The sequence below is a fragment of the Pseudomonas sp. KBN10P06128 genome (assembly GCF_037574945.1).
Classification (GTDB): Bacteria; Pseudomonadota; Gammaproteobacteria; order Pseudomonadales; family Pseudomonadaceae; genus Pseudomonas; species Pseudomonas aeruginosa.
The window spans coordinates 4,702,955-4,719,825 of the sequence record NZ_JBBELR010000001.1 but is presented as its reverse complement, the minus strand read 5'-3'; the positions used below and the strand labels follow the sequence as shown (position 1 = coordinate 4,719,825).

Annotated in this window: 19 protein-coding genes; 14 read left to right on the top strand and 5 right to left on the bottom strand. The window is 67.0% G+C overall.

What is annotated here, in order from left to right; all coding sequences use genetic code 11:
- Positions 1 to 89: 89 nt before the first annotated feature.
- The 4 genes from VQ065_RS22050 to VQ065_RS22035 all read right to left on the bottom strand — a co-directional run bounded on the left by VQ065_RS22050 (position 90) and on the right by VQ065_RS22035 (position 2,210).
- Positions 90 to 767: a response regulator transcription factor gene (locus VQ065_RS22050; protein ID WP_003091491.1), complete on the bottom strand. Its 678-nt coding sequence runs from the start codon at positions 765 to 767 to the stop codon at positions 90 to 92.
- Between the two features lie 10 nt (positions 768 to 777).
- Entirely contained in the window at positions 778 to 1,146 is a 369-nt protein-coding gene (locus VQ065_RS22045; protein WP_049285231.1) for a hypothetical protein, read from the bottom strand.
- A 175-nt stretch (positions 1,147 to 1,321) separates the two neighbouring features.
- The gene (locus tag VQ065_RS22040; RefSeq protein WP_003091489.1) at positions 1,322 to 1,621 is read right to left on the bottom strand and encodes a YciI family protein; all 300 of its coding nucleotides are present in this window, start codon (positions 1,619 to 1,621) and stop codon (positions 1,322 to 1,324) included.
- 1 nt (position 1,622) lies between these two features.
- Positions 1,623 to 2,210 (bottom strand): septation protein A, encoded by a 588-nt coding sequence (locus tag VQ065_RS22035; RefSeq protein ID WP_003091488.1) that lies wholly within the window; start codon positions 2,208 to 2,210, stop codon positions 1,623 to 1,625.
- A 215-nt stretch (positions 2,211 to 2,425) separates the two neighbouring features.
- Between VQ065_RS22035 and VQ065_RS22030 the strand changes: the two genes are divergently transcribed.
- From VQ065_RS22030 to VQ065_RS22005, 6 genes are all read left to right on the top strand, one after another.
- Positions 2,426 to 3,313, top strand: a complete 888-nt coding sequence (locus tag VQ065_RS22030; protein ID WP_003091487.1) for a PHP domain-containing protein — start codon at positions 2,426 to 2,428, stop codon at positions 3,311 to 3,313.
- Positions 3,310 to 3,939: an L-threonylcarbamoyladenylate synthase gene (locus VQ065_RS22025; RefSeq protein ID WP_003091486.1), complete on the top strand. Its 630-nt coding sequence runs from the start codon at positions 3,310 to 3,312 to the stop codon at positions 3,937 to 3,939. The genes VQ065_RS22030 and VQ065_RS22025 overlap by 4 nt, the downstream gene beginning before the upstream one ends.
- Before the next feature lie 172 nt (positions 3,940 to 4,111).
- Positions 4,112 to 4,864 carry a segregation and condensation protein A gene (locus tag VQ065_RS22020; protein ID WP_073660263.1) on the top strand — a complete coding sequence of 251 codons (753 nt, stop codon included), beginning with the start codon at positions 4,112 to 4,114 and terminating at the stop codon, positions 4,862 to 4,864.
- 145 nt (positions 4,865 to 5,009) lie between these two features.
- Positions 5,010 to 6,008: an SMC-Scp complex subunit ScpB gene (scpB, locus tag VQ065_RS22015; RefSeq protein WP_003091483.1), complete on the top strand. Its 999-nt coding sequence runs from the start codon at positions 5,010 to 5,012 to the stop codon at positions 6,006 to 6,008.
- A gap of 80 nt (positions 6,009 to 6,088) precedes the next feature.
- Complete coding sequence (locus VQ065_RS22010; protein ID WP_003091482.1) at positions 6,089 to 6,619, top strand: hypothetical protein; 531 nt, start codon at positions 6,089 to 6,091, stop codon at positions 6,617 to 6,619.
- Positions 6,620 to 6,733: 114 nt separating this feature from the next.
- Entirely contained in the window at positions 6,734 to 6,916 is a 183-nt protein-coding gene (locus VQ065_RS22005) for a DUF1289 domain-containing protein (RefSeq protein WP_003091481.1), read from the top strand.
- Positions 6,917 to 6,922: 6 nt separating this feature from the next.
- On the opposite strand, the gene gap is transcribed toward VQ065_RS22005, so the two are convergent.
- Positions 6,923 to 7,927, bottom strand: coding sequence for a type I glyceraldehyde-3-phosphate dehydrogenase (gene gap, locus VQ065_RS22000; protein ID WP_003091480.1), 1,005 nt, complete (start codon positions 7,925 to 7,927; stop codon positions 6,923 to 6,925).
- A 129-nt stretch (positions 7,928 to 8,056) separates the two neighbouring features.
- Here gap and edd point away from each other — a divergent pair, with 129 nt between their 5' ends.
- The 8 genes from edd to VQ065_RS21960 all read left to right on the top strand — a co-directional run bounded on the left by edd (position 8,057) and on the right by VQ065_RS21960 (position 16,847).
- The gene (edd, locus tag VQ065_RS21995; RefSeq protein ID WP_003091478.1) at positions 8,057 to 9,883 is read left to right on the top strand and encodes a phosphogluconate dehydratase; all 1,827 of its coding nucleotides are present in this window, start codon (positions 8,057 to 8,059) and stop codon (positions 9,881 to 9,883) included.
- A gap of 102 nt (positions 9,884 to 9,985) precedes the next feature.
- Positions 9,986 to 10,981, top strand: coding sequence for a glucokinase (locus tag VQ065_RS21990; protein WP_003091477.1), 996 nt, complete (start codon positions 9,986 to 9,988; stop codon positions 10,979 to 10,981).
- Positions 10,982 to 11,015: 34 nt separating this feature from the next.
- Entirely contained in the window at positions 11,016 to 11,744 is a 729-nt protein-coding gene (gene gltR / locus VQ065_RS21985) for a two-component system response regulator GltR (RefSeq protein ID WP_003091475.1), read from the top strand.
- A gap of 23 nt (positions 11,745 to 11,767) precedes the next feature.
- The gene (gene gtrS, locus VQ065_RS21980) at positions 11,768 to 13,189 is read left to right on the top strand and encodes a two-component system sensor histidine kinase GtrS (RefSeq protein ID WP_003130488.1); all 1,422 of its coding nucleotides are present in this window, start codon (positions 11,768 to 11,770) and stop codon (positions 13,187 to 13,189) included.
- Positions 13,190 to 13,246: 57 nt separating this feature from the next.
- Complete coding sequence (locus VQ065_RS21975) at positions 13,247 to 13,600, top strand: endonuclease domain-containing protein (protein WP_305954232.1); 354 nt, start codon at positions 13,247 to 13,249, stop codon at positions 13,598 to 13,600.
- Positions 13,601 to 13,713: 113 nt separating this feature from the next.
- Positions 13,714 to 14,976 (top strand): ABC transporter substrate-binding protein, encoded by a 1,263-nt coding sequence (locus VQ065_RS21970; protein WP_003091472.1) that lies wholly within the window; start codon positions 13,714 to 13,716, stop codon positions 14,974 to 14,976.
- A 100-nt stretch (positions 14,977 to 15,076) separates the two neighbouring features.
- Positions 15,077 to 16,009, top strand: a complete 933-nt coding sequence (locus tag VQ065_RS21965) for a carbohydrate ABC transporter permease (RefSeq protein ID WP_003091471.1) — start codon at positions 15,077 to 15,079, stop codon at positions 16,007 to 16,009.
- Complete coding sequence (locus tag VQ065_RS21960; protein ID WP_003091470.1) at positions 16,002 to 16,847, top strand: carbohydrate ABC transporter permease; 846 nt, start codon at positions 16,002 to 16,004, stop codon at positions 16,845 to 16,847. The genes VQ065_RS21965 and VQ065_RS21960 overlap by 8 nt, the downstream gene beginning before the upstream one ends.
- The last annotated feature ends 24 nt before the right edge of the window (positions 16,848 to 16,871 follow it).

Below are 16,871 nucleotides of genomic sequence, written 5' to 3'. Positions count from 1 at the left end.
GCCCAGTCTAGGGAGGTCAAGGTCAAGCGCGGTCAGCCCTGGGTAAAGCTTGGGTAAAGACCTTGTGTCGGCGGGCTGACGAAACCCGCTCAGTGGCTGTAGTAGTAGCCGCGGCCGCGCAGGGCGAGGATGCGCGGGCTGCCGTCGGGGTGGCTGCCGAGCTTCTTGCGCAGGTTGCTGACGTGCATGTCCAGGCTGCGGTCGTAGAGGGTCAGCTTGCGGCCCAGCGCCAGTTGCGCCAGGGCCTGCTTGTCCAGCGGCTCGCCGGGCTGGCGCAGGAGCGCTTCGAGGATGCGGCTTTCGGAAAGGGTCAGGCTGATCTCCTGGCCGTCGATCTGCGCCACGCCGCGCGTCAGGTTCAGCGACAGGTCGCCCAGTTGCATCTGCGCGCTGGGCTGCGCCGGGTGGGTTCGCCGCAGCACGGCGCGCAGCCGTGCGGTGAGTTCGCGCGGGTCGCAGGGCTTGGCCAGGTAGTCGTCGGCGCCCAGTTCCAGACCGAGGATGCGGTCCAGCGGCTCGCCGCGGGCGGACAGCATCAGCACCGGCAGGTCGGGATGGTCGCCGCGCAGTTGCTTGAGCAGTTCCAGGCCGCTGCCGTCCGGCAGCATCACGTCGAGCACCACGGCATCCGGCGTCTGCTCGGCGAGGGCGCGACGGGCCTGGGCGCCGTCGTGGCTGGCACGCACGGAGAAACCTTCCTGGACCAGCCAGGTACCGAGCAGCTCGCAGAGCTCCCGGTCATCGTCGATCAACAGCAGTTCGCTCATCGGGTGTCGCTCAATTGATCCATTCGCGTCGCTGTCGCCGGCGGCCGCGGCTCAGGGCGCCGAGGACGAACGCGAGCAGGGCGGTGGCGGCGCCGGCGACATACCAGGTCTGCTCTTCTGTGAGCAGCGGCGGTTGCCGCTGCGCCTGGGCCGCCTGCAACTGCTCGCGCAACTGGCGGTTCTCCTGGCGCATACGACTGACCAGTTCGTCGCGCTGGCGTTCCGTTTCCACCAGGCGGTGCTCCAGTTCGGCGGTAGCCTGCGCAATGGAAGGCTGCGCGGCTGGAGTCGGTGCTGGCGCGGGTTCCTCGGCCTGGGCCAGGGAAGCTCCCAGGCTCAGGCTCAGCAGCAGGCAATGGGCAGTGGATGGACGCATCATGACTCCTTGTACCGATGAAGCGACGGATTGCACTGTCTTCCGGTTCGCCCTTCCGGCTTGGCGAAAGCGCCGGGCCGGCCTGATTGCGCTGCGGCGGGCACCGGAAAGCGGCGTCCGGTGCGAAAACGTTTGCCGGGAGGGCGACCGGGCCGGCCGCCGGTACCCGGCGACTGCCTCAGGGCAGGACTTTCTTGAACGGCTTGACCACCACCTCGGCATACACCCCGGCGGCCCGGTAGGGGTCGGCCTCGGCCCAGCTCTGCGCCGCGGCCAGGGAATCGAATTCGGCGACGATCAGGCTGCCGGTGAAGCCGGCGGCGCCCGGGTCGTTGCTGTCGATCGCCGGGTGCGGGCCGGCGAGTACCAGGCGGCCTTCTTCCTTCAGCTGTTCGAGACGGGCCAGGTGGGCCGGGCGGCTGGCCAGGCGGCGTTCCTGGGAAGCGGGAATGTCACGGGCGATGATCGCGTAGAGCATGTCAGTCCTTGGGCTTTTCGCCGGTATCGGCGTCGTGCAGGTGGCGAGCCAGGAACAGGCCCTGGCCGATCAGGAACAGCAAGGTCATGCCGAGGCTGCCGAACACCTTGAAGTCCACCCAGAAGTTCGGATAGGTGAAGACCACGTACAGGTTGGCGAAGCCGCACACCAGGAAGAACACCACCCAGGCGATGTTCAGGCGCACCCAGAGGCCCTGCGGCAACTGGATGGCATGGCCCATGATGCGCTGGATCATCGGCTTGTCGCCGATGAAGTGACTGCCGGCGAAGGCCAGGGCGAACAGCCAGTTGACCAGCGGCGCCTTCCATTTGAGGAAGGTGTCCTCGTGGAAGGCCAGGGTCAGGCCGCCGAGGACCAGGCAGGCGCCGAGGGTGAACCACTGGCTCTTTTCCAGGTGGCGGTGCTTGAGCCAGAGGGCGCCGTAGACGATCACCGAGGCGAGGATCAGGGTCGCGGTCGCGCCGTAGATGCCACTCAGATTGAACCCGGCGAACTCGACGTTCTGAGGGTCTATCTTGTAGACGATGAAGAACAGGATCAGTGGGATGAAATCGATGAATTGCTTCATGGTGGCAGTCAGGACACGGTTGAAGCGGCATAATAGCAACCTCTGGATGTTCTGAAACAGTCATCCTGTCTTTCCGAATGCGTCAGGCCTGTGCCGCAGGCGCATTCGCCAGGTGGAGCAGGCTCCCCGGACCCATGAACGGTACGTCTCGATACCGCGAGGCAGCGAATCGGCGTTGCTTCATCACCATTCTTCACTGGAATCAGGATTCAGCCATGCGTGTCGATCTGCATTGCCACAGTACCGCCTCCGATGGCGTTCTCGCGCCCGCCGCCCTGGTGCAGCGGGCCCACGAGAAAGGCGTCGGGCTGCTGGCGCTGACCGACCACGACACCCTGGAAGGCCTGCCGGAAGCCCACCAGGCGGCCGCTCGACTCGGTATCGAACTGGTCAACGGCGTCGAGCTGTCCTGCACCTGGGGTGGCGCCACCATCCATGTGCTGGGCTACGGTTTCGACCTCGACGCCGCTCCCCTGCGCCAGGCCACCGAAGCCCTGCACCGCGGCCGCTGGGCGCGCGCCGAGGAAATCGACCGACGGCTGGCGGCCAAGGGTATGCCCGGGGCGCTGGAGGGCGCGCGGGCGATCCAGCGGGCCCTGGGCGACAGTGGCAACGCGCCGGCGCGGCCGCATTTCGCCGAGTTCCTGGTCCAGGGCGGCTGGGTCAAGGATCGCGCCGACGCGTTCCGCAAATGGCTGGGGGCCGGCAAGCTGGGAGACGTCAAGCAGCACTGGCCGACCCTGGAGGAAGTGGTCGGCTGCCTGCGCGAGGCGCGCGCCTGGATCAGCCTGGCGCACCCGTACCATTATGATTTCACCCGGACCAAGCGCCGGCGCCTGGTCGCCGACTTTCTCCAGGCCGGCGGACACGCCATCGAGGTGGTCAATGGCGTGCAGCCGGCCGAACAGGTCGGTACCCTGTCGATCCTGGCCCGCGAGTTCGGCCTGATGGTCACCGCCGGCAGCGATTTCCACGCGCCGGGCGACTGGTCCGAACTGGGCATGTACCGTGCGGTTCCAGAGGACCTTCCGGCCATGTGGCCGCGTTTCGCCAGGCATTTTCGCGATACCGAACGTCATTCCGAAGCCAAGGGGGCCGAATGAGCCAGTTCTTCCAGATCCATCCGGAAAATCCCCAGCCACGGCTGGTCAAGCAGGCGGTGGAAATCGTCCGCCAGGGTGGGGTGATCGTCTATCCCACCGACTCGTCCTATGCCCTGGGCTGCCGCATCGGCGAAAAGACCGCGGTGGATCGCATCCGCCGCATCCGCCAACTGGACGACAAGCACAACTTCACCCTGGTCTGCCGCGACCTTTCCGAGCTGGGGGTCTATGCCAAGGTCGACACCGGCCTGTTCCGCCTGCTCAAGGCGCACACCCCCGGTCCCTACACCTTCATCCTCAGCGCCACCCGCGAGGTGCCGCGCATGCTCCTGCACCCCAAGCGCCGCACCATCGGCCTGCGCGTGCCGAACTGTCCGATCGCCCGGGCGCTGCTGGAGGAACTGGGCGAACCGCTGATGAGCGTGAGCCTGATCATGCCCGGCAGCGGCGAGCCGCTGAACGATCCCTATGAAATGCGCCAGGTACTGGAACACCAGGTCGACCTGATCGTGGACGGGGGCTATGGCGGCGGCGAGGCCTCCACCGTGATCAGCCTGACCGACACCGATCCCGAAGTGATCCGCGTGGGTTGCGGCGATCCGGCGCCGTTCATGCAGCCGGCCTGAGCGCCGCCCGAATCCGCCCACCACGAGCCTACCGATGCAGGACGATAACCCGGTCAACGCCGCCCCCCCTCCAGCCGAACCCGCCGCCGAGCGGGTGCCGCTGCAACTGGCGCTGGTCTACGGCGAGGCGGTCACCGAGCTGCCGCAGGACCTCTATATCCCGCCGGACGCGCTGGAGGTCTTCCTCGAGGCCTTCGAGGGCCCGCTCGACCTGCTGCTGTACCTGATCCGCAAGCAGAACATCGATATCCTGGATATCCCGGTGGCGGAAATCACCCGCCAGTACATGGGCTATGTCGAGCTGATGAAGGCGGTGCGCCTGGAGCTGGCCGCCGAGTACCTGGTGATGGCGGCGATGCTGGCGGAGATCAAGTCGCGCATGTTGCTGCCGCGCTCGGCGGAAGCCGAGGAGGAAGAGGAAGATCCGCGGGCCGAGCTGATCCGCCGCCTGCAGGAGTACGAACGGTTCAAGAAGGCCGCCGAAGACCTCGACGAACTGCCCCGGGTCGGCCGCGACGTGCTGGTGCCGGCGGTGGCTGCTCCCGAGGCGCGGGCGCGCAAGCTGCTGCCGGAGCTGGCGCTGCAGGAGCTGATGCTGGTGATGGGCGAGATGCTGCGCCGCGCCGACCTGTTCGAGAGCCACCAGGTGACCGGCGAGGTACTGTCCACCCGCGAACGCATGAGCGAAGTGCTGGAGCGCCTGAAAGGCGGCGCCTTCGTGCCCTTCATCCAGTTGTTCACCCTGGAGGAGGGCAAGCTCGGCGTGGTGGTCACCTTCATGGCGATCCTCGAACTGGTCAAGGAGCAAATGGTGGAACTGGTGCAGAACGAGGCTTTCGGCGCCATCCATGTGCGCCTGCGGATAGCCCGCGAAGCGGAGGAAGGCGAAACCCTGGAGGAAGCCCTGGAAGGCGATTTCGAGTGATCGCGCCGCGCCGCTGGCCGTTCGTCCCCCCTGCGGACGGTCAGCTTTTCCGAGCTTCCGGCTTCGCTCCCTGCCATGGCCTGTTAAGCTGCATGCCCGATTCCGCTATCTTTCCCTCTTCCTGGCTCCGGTATCCGTTGCGACGATGAACCTGTCCGATCCCCACGAACTCGCCACCCTGCTCGAAGGCATCCTCCTCGCGGCCGGCAAGCCGCTGTCGCTGGAGCGCCTGGCCGAGCTGTTCGACGAGGCCGAGCGGCCGGAACCGGGGCAGTTCCGCGACGCCCTGGCGATCCTGGCGCTGTCCTGCGCGGGGCGCTCCTTCGAGCTGAAGGAAGTCGCGTCCGGGTATCGCCTGCAGATTCGCGAGCGTTTCTCGCCGTGGGTCGGCCGCCTCTGGGAGGAGCGTCCGCAGCGCTATTCGCGCGCGCTGCTGGAAACCCTGGTGCTGATCGCCTACCGCCAGCCGATCACCCGTGGCGAGATCGAGGAGATCCGCGGCGTGGCGGTGAACACTCAGATCGTCAAGACGCTGATGGAGCGGGAGTGGATCCGCATCGTTGGCTACCGCGAGGTGCCGGGGCGCCCGGCGATGCTGGCGACCACCAAGGCGTTCCTCGATTATTTCAACCTGAAGAGCCTCGACGAGCTGCCGCCGCTGTCGGCGCTGCGCGAGATGGAGCCCGAGCCGGAACCGCCGGTCGAAGTGGCGCCCGCGGCGCAGCCGCCGCGCGACGATCTCGACGAGGATGCGATTCCCGCCTCGATCCAGGCCCTGGCCGATCGCGCCATCGCCGAGGCCGGGGAAAGCCTCGAGGAGATCGAGGGCGAGGCCGGCGAGCCGGAGAAACCGCGCGAGGAAACCAGCTTCCGCAGCCTGCTGCTGGAACTGGACGAGATGGAGCAGGGCCTGAAGACCGACTTCGACGACCTGCTCGACCCTCCGGAGCCCTCGGAGCAGGGCGACGAGTCCGCCGAGCCAGCGGCTGGGCCGATTCCCGTGGTCGCGGAGCAAGCCGTCGAGCCTGCCGTCGCGGAGGCTGTCGCGGACGCCGATCCCGATGACGAAGAGCGCGCCCTGGCGGAGGCCATGCGCGAGGAGCGCGAGGCACTGGACGCCGACGACGACTGGCCGCGCCGCTGACCGTCGTTCCACCCTGTAGAATTCATCCGGCCGCGCCGGCGAGGCCGGCCCGCTCCGTTTCATCGACCCTGGAACTCCCCATGAAAGAGACCCTGAACGAACTGATCACCCTCATCAGCACCGGCTGCATGGGCGCCGAGGAGATCCGGCGGATCGCCGACGAGGCGGCCCAGGCCTACGCCGATCCGGCAGGGTTCCTCGCCGCCAACCCGGACATCAACTACGACGACAGCTTCCCGATCCCGCTCGGCGAGTGGGTGGTGGTCGGTAGCCTGCCGCATATCGTGCTGTTCCAGGCCGATACCTATGCCGAGCTGTTTGCCCGGATCGTCGCCTCCTTCGGCAAGGACGTGGCGTTCAACATCAAGCCGAAGCAGTTGCTCAAGACCGAGCCGCTGGTCGCCCTCAACCGTATCCAGGTGCAACTGAGCAGCATGTATCCGGAAAAGGGCGGCTACGTGCTGGTGGATTTCAGCGAGCCGCTGGACGACGAGTTGCAGGCGGTGCTGGTCTATACCCAGGACCTGCCGCGGGTCATGGCGCTCTGCGTCGAGGCCGGCATCTATGCCGCGCCTGCCTACGAAAGCCTGCGCGACGCCGAGGCCGAGTGACCGCGGGCCGCTCGATCGGCCCGATAGTCATTCCCTCCTGGACGCCGGCCCACCGCCTGTCGTGAAGTGACGGGCGAGGACCGGTTGCGGTCCGCGCCGAAAAAGGGGGAACGCTTGAAAAGTCCTTGCATCAATATCTGTGAGTTCGATGCCGACGTGTGCCGCGGCTGCGGGCGTACGCGCCAGGAAATCCGTGCCTGGAAGCGCGCGGACAAGGCCGAGCAGCGACTGATCCTCGCCGAGGCCGACCTGCGCCTGCTGGCGTTGCAGGCGCGCGGTCGGCGCAAGTTCCGCTGAGGCGCGTCAGTCGCGGGCGGCGGCCAGCGCCAGGGCGCTGTCCAGCATGCGGTTGGAGAAGCCCCACTCGTTGTCGTACCAGGCCATCGCCTTGACCAGCCGGCCGCTGACCTTGGTGTGGTTGGCGTCGAAGATCGACGAGCGCGGGTCGTGATTGAAATCCACCGACACCAGCGGCTGGGTGTTGTAGCCGAGCACCGGAGAGCCCTCGCTGGCCTCGCGCAGCAGGCGGTTGACCTCGTCTACGCTGGTATCCCGGGCCACCTGCACGGTGAGATCGACCAGCGACACGTTGATCACCGGCACCCGCACCGCCAGGCCGGTAAGCTTGCCGGCGAGTTCCGGCAGGACCAGGCCGACCGCCTCGGCGGCGCCGGTCTTGGTGGGGATCATCGACTGGGTCGCCGAACGTGCGCGGTACAGGTCCGGGTGGTACACGTCGGAGAGGTTCTGGTCGTTGGTGTAGGCATGGATGGTGGTCATCAGGCCGTGCTCGATGCCCAGCTCGCGATGCAGCACCTGGGCCACCGGTGCCAGGCAGTTGGTGGTGCAGGAGGCGTTCGAGACGATCCGATGGGAGGCGCGCAGCACCTCGTGGTTGACGCCGTAGACCACGGTGGCGTCGACGTCCTTGCCGGGCGCCGAGATCAGCACCTTGCCGGCGCCGGCCTGCAGGTGGGCGGCGGCTTTGTCGCGGCTGGTGAAGAGCCCCGTGCACTCGAGCACGATGTCCACGCCGAGGCTCTTCCAGGGCAGTTCCGCCGGGTTGCGGATGGCGCTGACGGCGATGCGGTCGCCCATCACCCGCAGGCTTTCGGCATCGTGCTCGACCTCGCCGGGAAAGCGTCCATGGACGCTGTCGTACTGGAACAGGTGGGCGTTGACCGCGGCGTCGCCGAGGTCATTGATCGCCACTACCTGCAACTGTTCGCGGTAGTGGCCGGTATACAGGGCGCGAAGAACGTTTCGGCCGATGCGACCGAAGCCGTTGATGGCCAGGCGGATAGTCATAATGAGGTCGTCTCTTTTCTATTGTTGTGGTAAAAACCATTACATTTCGTCCAGAAAGAAAAGTAAACATCCTTCAACCGATGATTATGTTGTAAAAACAACAATTGATAGTCTGTAGGAGAATCTGCCATGCACCCTCGTGTGCTCGAAGTCACCCGCCGCATCCAGGCCCGTAGCGCGGCCACTCGCCAGCGCTACCTCGAGATGGTCCGGGCGGCGGCCAGCAAGGGGCCGCACCGCGGCACCCTGCCGTGCGGCAACCTCGCCCACGGGGTCGCGGCCTGTGGCGAAAGCGACAAGCAGACCCTGCGGCTGATGAACCAGGCCAACGTGGCCATCGTTTCCGCCTACAACGACATGCTCTCGGCGCACCAGCCGTTCGAGCGCTTTCCGGGGCTTATAAAACAGGCGCTGCACGAGATCGGTTCGGTCGGCCAGTTCGCCGGCGGCGTGCCGGCCATGTGCGACGGGGTGACCCAGGGCGAGCCGGGCATGGAACTGTCGCTGGCCAGCCGCGACGTGATCGCCATGTCCACCGCCATCGCGCTGTCTCACAACATGTTCGATGCGGCGCTGTGCCTGGGCGTCTGCGACAAGATCGTGCCGGGCCTGCTGATCGGCTCGCTGCGCTTCGGCCACCTGCCCACCGTGTTCGTCCCGGCCGGGCCGATGCCGACCGGCATCTCCAACAAGGAAAAGGCCGCGGTGCGCCAACTGTTCGCCGAGGGCAAGGCCACTCGCGAAGAGCTGCTGGCCTCGGAAATGGCCTCCTATCATGCACCCGGCACCTGCACCTTCTATGGCACCGCCAATACCAACCAGTTGCTGGTGGAGGTGATGGGCCTGCACTTGCCCGGTGCCTCCTTCGTCAACCCGAACACCCCGCTGCGCGACGAACTCACCCGCGAAGCGGCACGCCAGGCCAGCCGGCTGACCCCCGAGAACGGCAACTACGTGCCGATGGCGGAAATCGTCGACGAGAAGGCCATCGTCAATTCGGTGGTGGCGCTGCTCGCCACCGGCGGCTCGACCAACCACACCCTGCACCTGCTGGCGATCGCCCAGGCGGCGGGCATCCAGTTGACCTGGCAGGACATGTCCGAGCTGTCCCATGTGGTGCCGACCCTGGCGCGCATCTATCCGAACGGCCAGGCCGACATCAACCACTTCCAGGCGGCCGGCGGCATGTCCTTCCTGATCCGCCAACTGCTCGACGGCGGGCTGCTTCACGAGGACGTACAGACCGTCGCCGGCCCCGGCCTGCGCCGCTACACCCGCGAGCCGTTCCTCGAGGATGGCCGGCTGGTCTGGCGCGAAGGGCCAGAACGGAGTCTCGACGAAGCCATCCTGCGTCCGCTGGACAAGCCGTTCTCCGCCGAAGGCGGCTTGCGCCTGATGGAGGGCAACCTCGGTCGCGGCGTGATGAAGGTCTCGGCGGTGGCGCCGGAACACCAGGTGGTCGAGGCGCCGGTACGGATCTTCCACGACCAGGCCAGCCTGGCCGCGGCCTTCAAGGCCGGCGAGCTGGAGCGCGACCTGGTCGCCGTGGTGCGTTTCCAGGGCCCGCGGGCGAACGGCATGCCGGAGCTGCACAAGCTCACGCCGTTCCTCGGGGTCCTGCAGGATCGTGGCTTCAAGGTGGCGCTGGTCACCGACGGGCGCATGTCCGGGGCGTCGGGCAAGGTGCCCGCGGCCATCCATGTGAGTCCGGAAGCCATCGCCGGCGGTCCCCTGGCGCGCCTGCGCGACGGCGACCGGGTACGGGTGGATGGGGTGAACGGCGAGTTGCGGGTGCTGGTCGACGACGCCGAATGGCAGGCGCGCAGCCTGGAGCCGGCGCCGCAGGACGGCAATCTCGGTTGCGGCCGCGAGCTGTTCGCCTTCATGCGCAACGCCATGAGCAGCGCGGAAGAGGGCGCCTGCAGCTTTACCGAGAGCCTCAACGGCTGGCGCTGATTCTGATAGGTCGATGTCCGCCGGCGCTTGGCTGGCGGCTGTCTCTCCGGCAACATCTGCCGACCGTCCCGCCCTGGCGCGGGGCATTGCGGTTCAATGACGATGAATAACGACAACAAGAGAAGCGCCGGCGGCCTCGGCCTGGTCGGCGATATCGGCGGCACCAATGCGCGTTTCGCGCTCTGGCGCGGGCAGCGCCTGGAATCCATCGAGGTGCTCGCCTGCGCCGACTACCCACGGCCTGAACTGGCCGTGCGCGACTACCTGGCGCGGATCGGCGAATCGGTGGCGAACATCGACTCGGTCTGCCTGGCCTGCGCCGGTCCGGTTGGGGCGGCGGATTTCCGTTTCACCAACAACCACTGGGTGATCAATCGCGCCGCGTTCCGCGAGGAGCTGGGGCTGGATCACCTGCTGCTGGTCAACGACTTCAGCACCATGGCCTGGGCCGCCTCGCGGCTGGGCGCGGACGAGCTGGTGCAGGTCCGGGCCGGCAGCGCCCAGGCGGATCGCGCCCGGCTGATCATCGGTCCCGGCACCGGCCTTGGCGTCGGCAGCCTGCTGCCGCTGGGCGGGGGACGTTGGGAAGTGCTGCCCTGCGAGGGCGGGCATGTCGACCTGCCGGTCACTTCGCCGCGCGACTTCGCGCTCTGGCAGGGCCTGCAGGCGCGCTACGGACATGTCTCCGCCGAGCGCGCACTGTCCGGCAACGGCCTGCTCGCCCTCTATGAAATCAGCTGTGCCCTGGACGGGGTCGCCGTACGCGCGAGCAGTGCGGCGGAAGTCGGTGCCCTGGCCATGGCCGGCGACGCCCAGGCGGACGCCGTGCTGGAGCACTTCTTCCTGTGGCTGGCGCGGGTCGCCGGCAACGCGGTGCTCACCGTCGGCGCGCTCGGTGGCGTCTACATTACCGGCGGCATCGTCCCGCGTTTCCTCGAGCGTTTCATCGCCAGCGGCTTCGCCGAGGCCTTCGCCAGGCGTGGCAAGACCAGCGGCGCTTACCTGCAGGACGTACCGGTGTGGGTCATGACCGCCGAACATCCGGGCCTGCTCGGCGCCGGGGTCGCCCTGCAGCAGGCCCTGGACGCCGAGGGCTGAGTCGGCGTCGAGCAACCGCATAAGGAGGAGCCTCGTGAGCGCGAACGGACGATCGATCCTGCTGGTGGACGATGACCAGGAGATCCGCGAATTGCTGGAGACCTACCTGAGCCGCGCCGGCTTCCAGGTCCGCAGCGTCTCGCGGGGCGCCGACTTCCGCCAGGCGCTGTGCGAGGAGGAGGCGAGCCTGGCGATCCTCGACGTGATGCTGCCGGACGAGGACGGCTTCAGCCTCTGTCGCTGGATTCGCTCCCACCAGCGCCTGGCCTGCATGCCGATCATCATGCTCACCGCCAGTTCCGACGAGGCCGACCGGGTGATCGGCCTGGAACTGGGCGCCGACGACTACCTGGGCAAGCCGTTCAGCCCGCGCGAGCTGCTGGCGCGGATCAAGGCCCTGCTGCGCCGCGCGCAGTTCACCCAGGTGCGCGGTGGCGACGTACTGGCCTTCGAGGACTGGCGACTGGATACGGTCAGCCACCGGCTGTTCCACGAGGACGGCGAGGAGTTCTTCCTCAGCGGCGCGGATTTCGCCCTGCTCAAGCTGTTCCTCGACCATCCGCAGCAGATCCTCGACCGCGACACCATCGCCAACGCCACCCGCGGCCGCGAGGTGCTGCCGCTGGAGCGCATCGTCGACATGGCGGTCAGCCGCCTGCGCCAGCGCCTGCGCGACACCGGCAAGGCGCCGCGGCTGATCCAGACCGTGCGCGGCAGTGGCTACCTGCTGGCGGCGCAGGTGCGGCCGCACCTGCAGCCATGAGCGAACGGCGGCGCTGGTCGCCGGTGCCGCGCTCGCTGCTCGGGCGCATGCTGCTCCTGACCCTGCTCGCGGTGCTGGTCGCGCAAGGGCTTTCCAGCCTGTTCTGGCTGTCGCACCTGCGCTCCAGCCAGCGCGAGGGCCTGCTCACCAGCTCGCGCAGCCTGGCCTACTCGATGGCGGCCAGCGTCAGCTACTTCCGTTCCCTGCCGCTCGGCTACCGTCCGCTGGTGCTCGACCAGTTGCGCAGCATGGGCGGTACGCGCTTCTTCGTCTCGCTGAACGACCGGCCGCTGGAGATGCGTGCCCTGCCGGACACGCCGAACAAGCAGGCGGTGCTGGAGATCGTCCAGGACGTGTTGCATCAACGCCTGGGCAAGGAGGTCGAGCTGCAGGTCGAATTCGTCAGTCCCGACGAGCTGCGCCTGTTCAACGGCGCGCTGAAGCTCGACGAGCTGCCGCGTTCCTGGGCGCACTACGCGCTGACCCTGGAGCCGGTGAACCCGCCGGTGCTGGTGACCCAGATCCGCATCGGCGACAGCGAGTGGCTGTACATCGCCAGCCTGATGCCGGCGCCGTACGTCAGCCTGGAACCCGAGGGACTGCAACCGCAGCAGGTGCTCTCGATCGTTTTCACCAGCCTGTTGCTGCTGCTTTTCACCGGCTTGCTGATGCATTGGCAGAGCCGTCCGCTCAAGCGCCTGGCGCGCGCCGCACGCGACCTGGCCCTGGGCAGTCCGTCGGCAGCGCTGGAGGAACGCGGCGCCAGCGAACTGGTGGAGGTGGCGCGCGCCTTCAACACCATGCACGAGCGCATCGACCGTTACCTGAACGAGCGCGGGCAGTTGTTCAGCGCCATTTCCCACGACCTGCGCACGCCGATCACCCGCCTGCGCCTGCGGGTAGAACTCCTCGAGGACGAGCGCTTGCAGGAGAAGTTCGGGCGCGACCTGGACGAGCTGGAACTGCTGGTGAAGGGCGCGCTGCAGTGCGTGAAGGACACCGATATCCACGAGAACGTCGAGCCGGTCGACCTCAACCTGTTGCTCCAGCACATCGCCGAGCCCTACCTGGCCGATGGCCGGGTGGAGGTCGTCGGTCGCGCCGCGGAGCCTTATCCGGGCAAGCCCCTGGCGCTCAAGCGCTGTATCGGCAACCTGCTGGACAATGCGCTGAAATACGGCGAACGCGCCCGCCTGAGCCTGGAGGACGGGCCGGAAGCGGTGGTGCTGCACGTCGACGACGACGGCCCCGGCGTGCCCGAGCAGCGTCTGGAACAGATCTTCGAGCCGCGCTTCCGCCTGTCTCCGCGAGGGCAGGGCTACGGGCTGGGCCTGGGCATCGCGCGCAACATCGCGCACACCCATGGCGGCGAAGTCAGTTTGCAGAACCGTCGCGAGGGCGGCCTGCGGGTCAGCCTGCGCTTGCCGCGCCTGGGGCTGGAGTGATGGGCTGGCTTGGCGGGCCCTTGAACGAGGCAGGTAGGCACGAGGTTCTCCCGTGTTCTGCGGCAGCGGCAGACAGAGGCGGAGCGGGCGCTATGGCAGTGTTTGCGCGGGCATCGATTGCTCGGGCTGAAGTTTCGTCGGCAGAAGATTCTCGGGGCGTACATCGTCGATTTCGTCTGTCATGAGCGGATGCTGGTGATCGAACTGGATGGCGGGCAGCATGTGGGTTCGCCGGCCGATGCCTGGCTGGAGAGCCGGGGTCCAGGGTACTGCGGTTCTGGAACGACAACGTGCTGGCGCGCAGGGAGGTGGTGGTGGAGGTCATTCTCGTGTTGTAGGAGGTTTCTGTCGCGAAACCGCCTTGCCGAGTTCAAGTCCAGATTTTCCTGCTCTGCCTCAATTCCAATGTAACCACTCCGTGACAAACCCGGATCGCTTCGTTACCCGCGACGCGGAACGCTTGAATAGACTCGAAGCATTGCAAGCGCAGACTTGCTCCGAATAACAAGAAGAAGGTTTTCCTCATGAATGCGATCCGTCGCCTCTCTGCCGTCATCTGTCTTTCCTCCCTCTGTCTCTCCCCGCTGCTGGCCCAGGCCGGCGAAGTCGAAGTGCTGCACTGGTGGACCTCCGCCGGCGAGAAGCGCGCCGCCGAAACCCTGAAGAAGCTGGTCGAAGCCAAGGGCCACACCTGGAAGGACTTCGCCGTGGCCGGCGGTGGCGGCGAGGCGGCGATGACGGTGCTGAAGACCCGCGCGGTGTCCGGCAATCCGCCGGCCGCGGCGCAGATCAAGGGGCCGGATATCCAGGAGTGGGGCGAACTGGGCCTGCTCGCCGACCTCAACGCGGTGGCCGCCGAAGGCAAGTGGGACAGCCTGCTGCCGAAGCAGGTGGCGCAGATCATGAAGTACGACGGCGACTACGTAGCTGTGCCGATCAACGTACACCGGGTCAACTGGCTCTACATCAACCCGGAAGTGTTCAAGAAGGCCGGCGCCACCCCGCCGACCACCCTCGACGAACTGTTCGTCGCCGCCGACAAGCTCAAGGCCGCCGGTTTCACGCCGCTGGCCCATGGCAGCCAACCGTGGCAGGACGGCACCGTGTTCGAGAACCTGGTGCTGAGCAAGATGGGCCCGGAAGGCTATCGCAAGGCCTTCGTCGAACAGGACAAGGCGACCCTCACCGGAGCGCAGATGGTCGAGGTGTTCGCCGCGCTGAAGAAGCTCCGCGGCTACGTCGATGCCGACGCCGCCGGTCGCGAATGGAGCGCCGCCACGGCGATGGTGATCAACGGCAAGGCCGGGATGCAGATCATGGGCGACTGGGCGAAGAGCGAGTTCACCGCCGCCGGCAAGGTGCCGGGCAAGGACTACCAGTGCCTGCCGTTCCCCGGCACGCAGAAGGCCTTCGACTACAACATCGACTCGCTGGTGATGTTCAAGCTGAGCAACGCGGAGAACCGCAAGGCCCAGGAAGACCTGGCGCGCAGCGTGCTCGATCCGTCCTTCCAGAAGGACTTCAACCTCAACAAGGGCTCCATCCCGGTTCGCCTGGACGCCGACATGGCGCCGTTCGACAGTTGCGCCCAGCAGTCGATGAAGGACTTCAAGCAGGCTTCCCAGGACGGCAACCTGGTGCCGAGCATGGCCCACAGCATGGCCGCTTCCAGCTACGTGCAGGGGGCGATCTTCGACGTGGTGACCAACTTCTTCAACGACCCCGCCGCGGACCCGCAGAAGGCCGCCCAGCAACTGGCGGCCGCCATCGAGGCGGCGGCGCAGTAAGTCCCTGGCGCGGAGCCCGGCCTGGGCTCCGCTCGATCCTCCCGACTGGCTCCGTGCCGCCGAGCGGCACGGGTGGGTTCCTTCGCACGCGAGAAAACGCATGGCGACCAATTCCCCTGTCTATCCCACGGCTCCGGTAGCGCCTCGTCGCGTCTCGCCGCTCGATCGCCTGCAAGGCTGGCTGCCGAAGCTGGTGCTGGCGCCAAGCGTGGTCGTGGTGCTGTTCTGCATGTATGGCTACATCGGCTGGACGCTGCTGCTGTCCTTCACCAACTCGCGCTTCATGCCCAGCTACAAGTGGGCCGGGCTGAGCCAGTACCAGCGCCTGTGGGACAACGACCGCTGGTGGGTGGCGAGCAAGAACCTGCTGCTCTTCGGCGGCTCGTTCATCGCCATCTGCCTGGTGCTCGGGGTGTTCCTCGCGGTGCTGCTGGACCAGCGTATCCGCCGCGAAGGCTTCATCCGCACCCTCTACCTGTATCCCATGGCGTTGTCGATGATCGTCACCGGCACCGCCTGGAAGTGGCTGCTCAATCCGGGCCTGGGCCTGGACAAGCTGCTCCGCGACTGGGGCTGGGAAGGTTTCCGCTTCGACTGGCTGGTGGACCCGGAGCGGGTCGTCTACTGCCTGGTGATCGCCGCCGTGTGGCAGGCCTCCGGCTTCGTCATGGCGCTGTTCCTCGCCGGCCTGCGCGGGGTCGACCCGGCCATCGTGCGCGCCGCCCAGGTCGACGGTGCGAGCCTGCCGACCATCTACCTGCGCATCGTCCTGCCGAGCCTGCGCCCGGTGTTCTTCAGCGCGCTGATGATTCTCGCCCATATCGCGATCAAGAGCTTCGACCTGGTAGCGGCGATGACCGCCGGCGGGCCGGGTTATTCCTCCGACCTGCCGGCGATGTTCATGTATGCGCATACCTTCACCCGTGGCCAGATGGGGCTCGGCGCGGCGAGCGCGATGCTGATGCTCGGCGCGGTACTGGCGATCGTGGTGCCTTACCTGTATTCAGAACTGCGAGGCAAGCGCCATGCGTGACGCGTCCCTGAACCCGAGCTTCAGCGTCAGCCGCCTGGCCGTGCACCTGACCCTCTGGGGCGCCTGCGCGCTTTACCTGGTGCCGCTGCTGGTGATGCTGCTGACCAGCTTCAAGACGCCGGACGACATCCGCACCGGCAACCTGCTGTCGCTGCCCGACACCTTCACCGTCATCGGCTGGCTCAAGGCCTGGGACAGCGTCGGCGCGTTCTTCTGGAACTCGGTGCTGATCACCGTGCCCGGCGTGCTGATCTCCACCTTCATCGGCGCGTTGAACGGCTACGTGCTGTCGATGTGGCGCTTCCGCGGTTCCCAGCTGTTCTTCGGCGCGCTGTTGTTCGGCTGCTTTCTACCGTTCCAGGTGATCCTCCTGCCGATGTCCTTCACCCTCGGCAAGCTCGGCCTGGCCAATACCACCAGTGGCCTGGTGCTGGTCCACGTGATCTACGGCCTGGCCTTCACCACGCTGTTCTTCCGCAACTATTTCGTGGCGATCCCGGATGCCCTGGTCAAGGCCGCGCGCCTGGACGGCGCCGGTTTCTTCACCATCTTCCTGCGCATCCTGCTGCCGATGTCCACGCCCATCGTGATGGTCTGCCTGATCTGGCAGTTCACCCAGATCTGGAACGACTTCCTGTTCGGCGTGGTGTTCGCCAGCGGCGATTCGCAACCGATCACCGTGGCCCTGAACAACCTGGTGAACATCACCACCGGGGTCAAGGAATACAACGTCGACATGGCCGCGGCGATGATCGCCGCGCTGCCCACGCTGGTGGTCTACGTACTGGCCGGCAAGTACTTCGTGCGCGGCCTCACCGCCGGTGCCGTGAAAGGCTGAGACGGGTCGCTGACCCCGGAGACG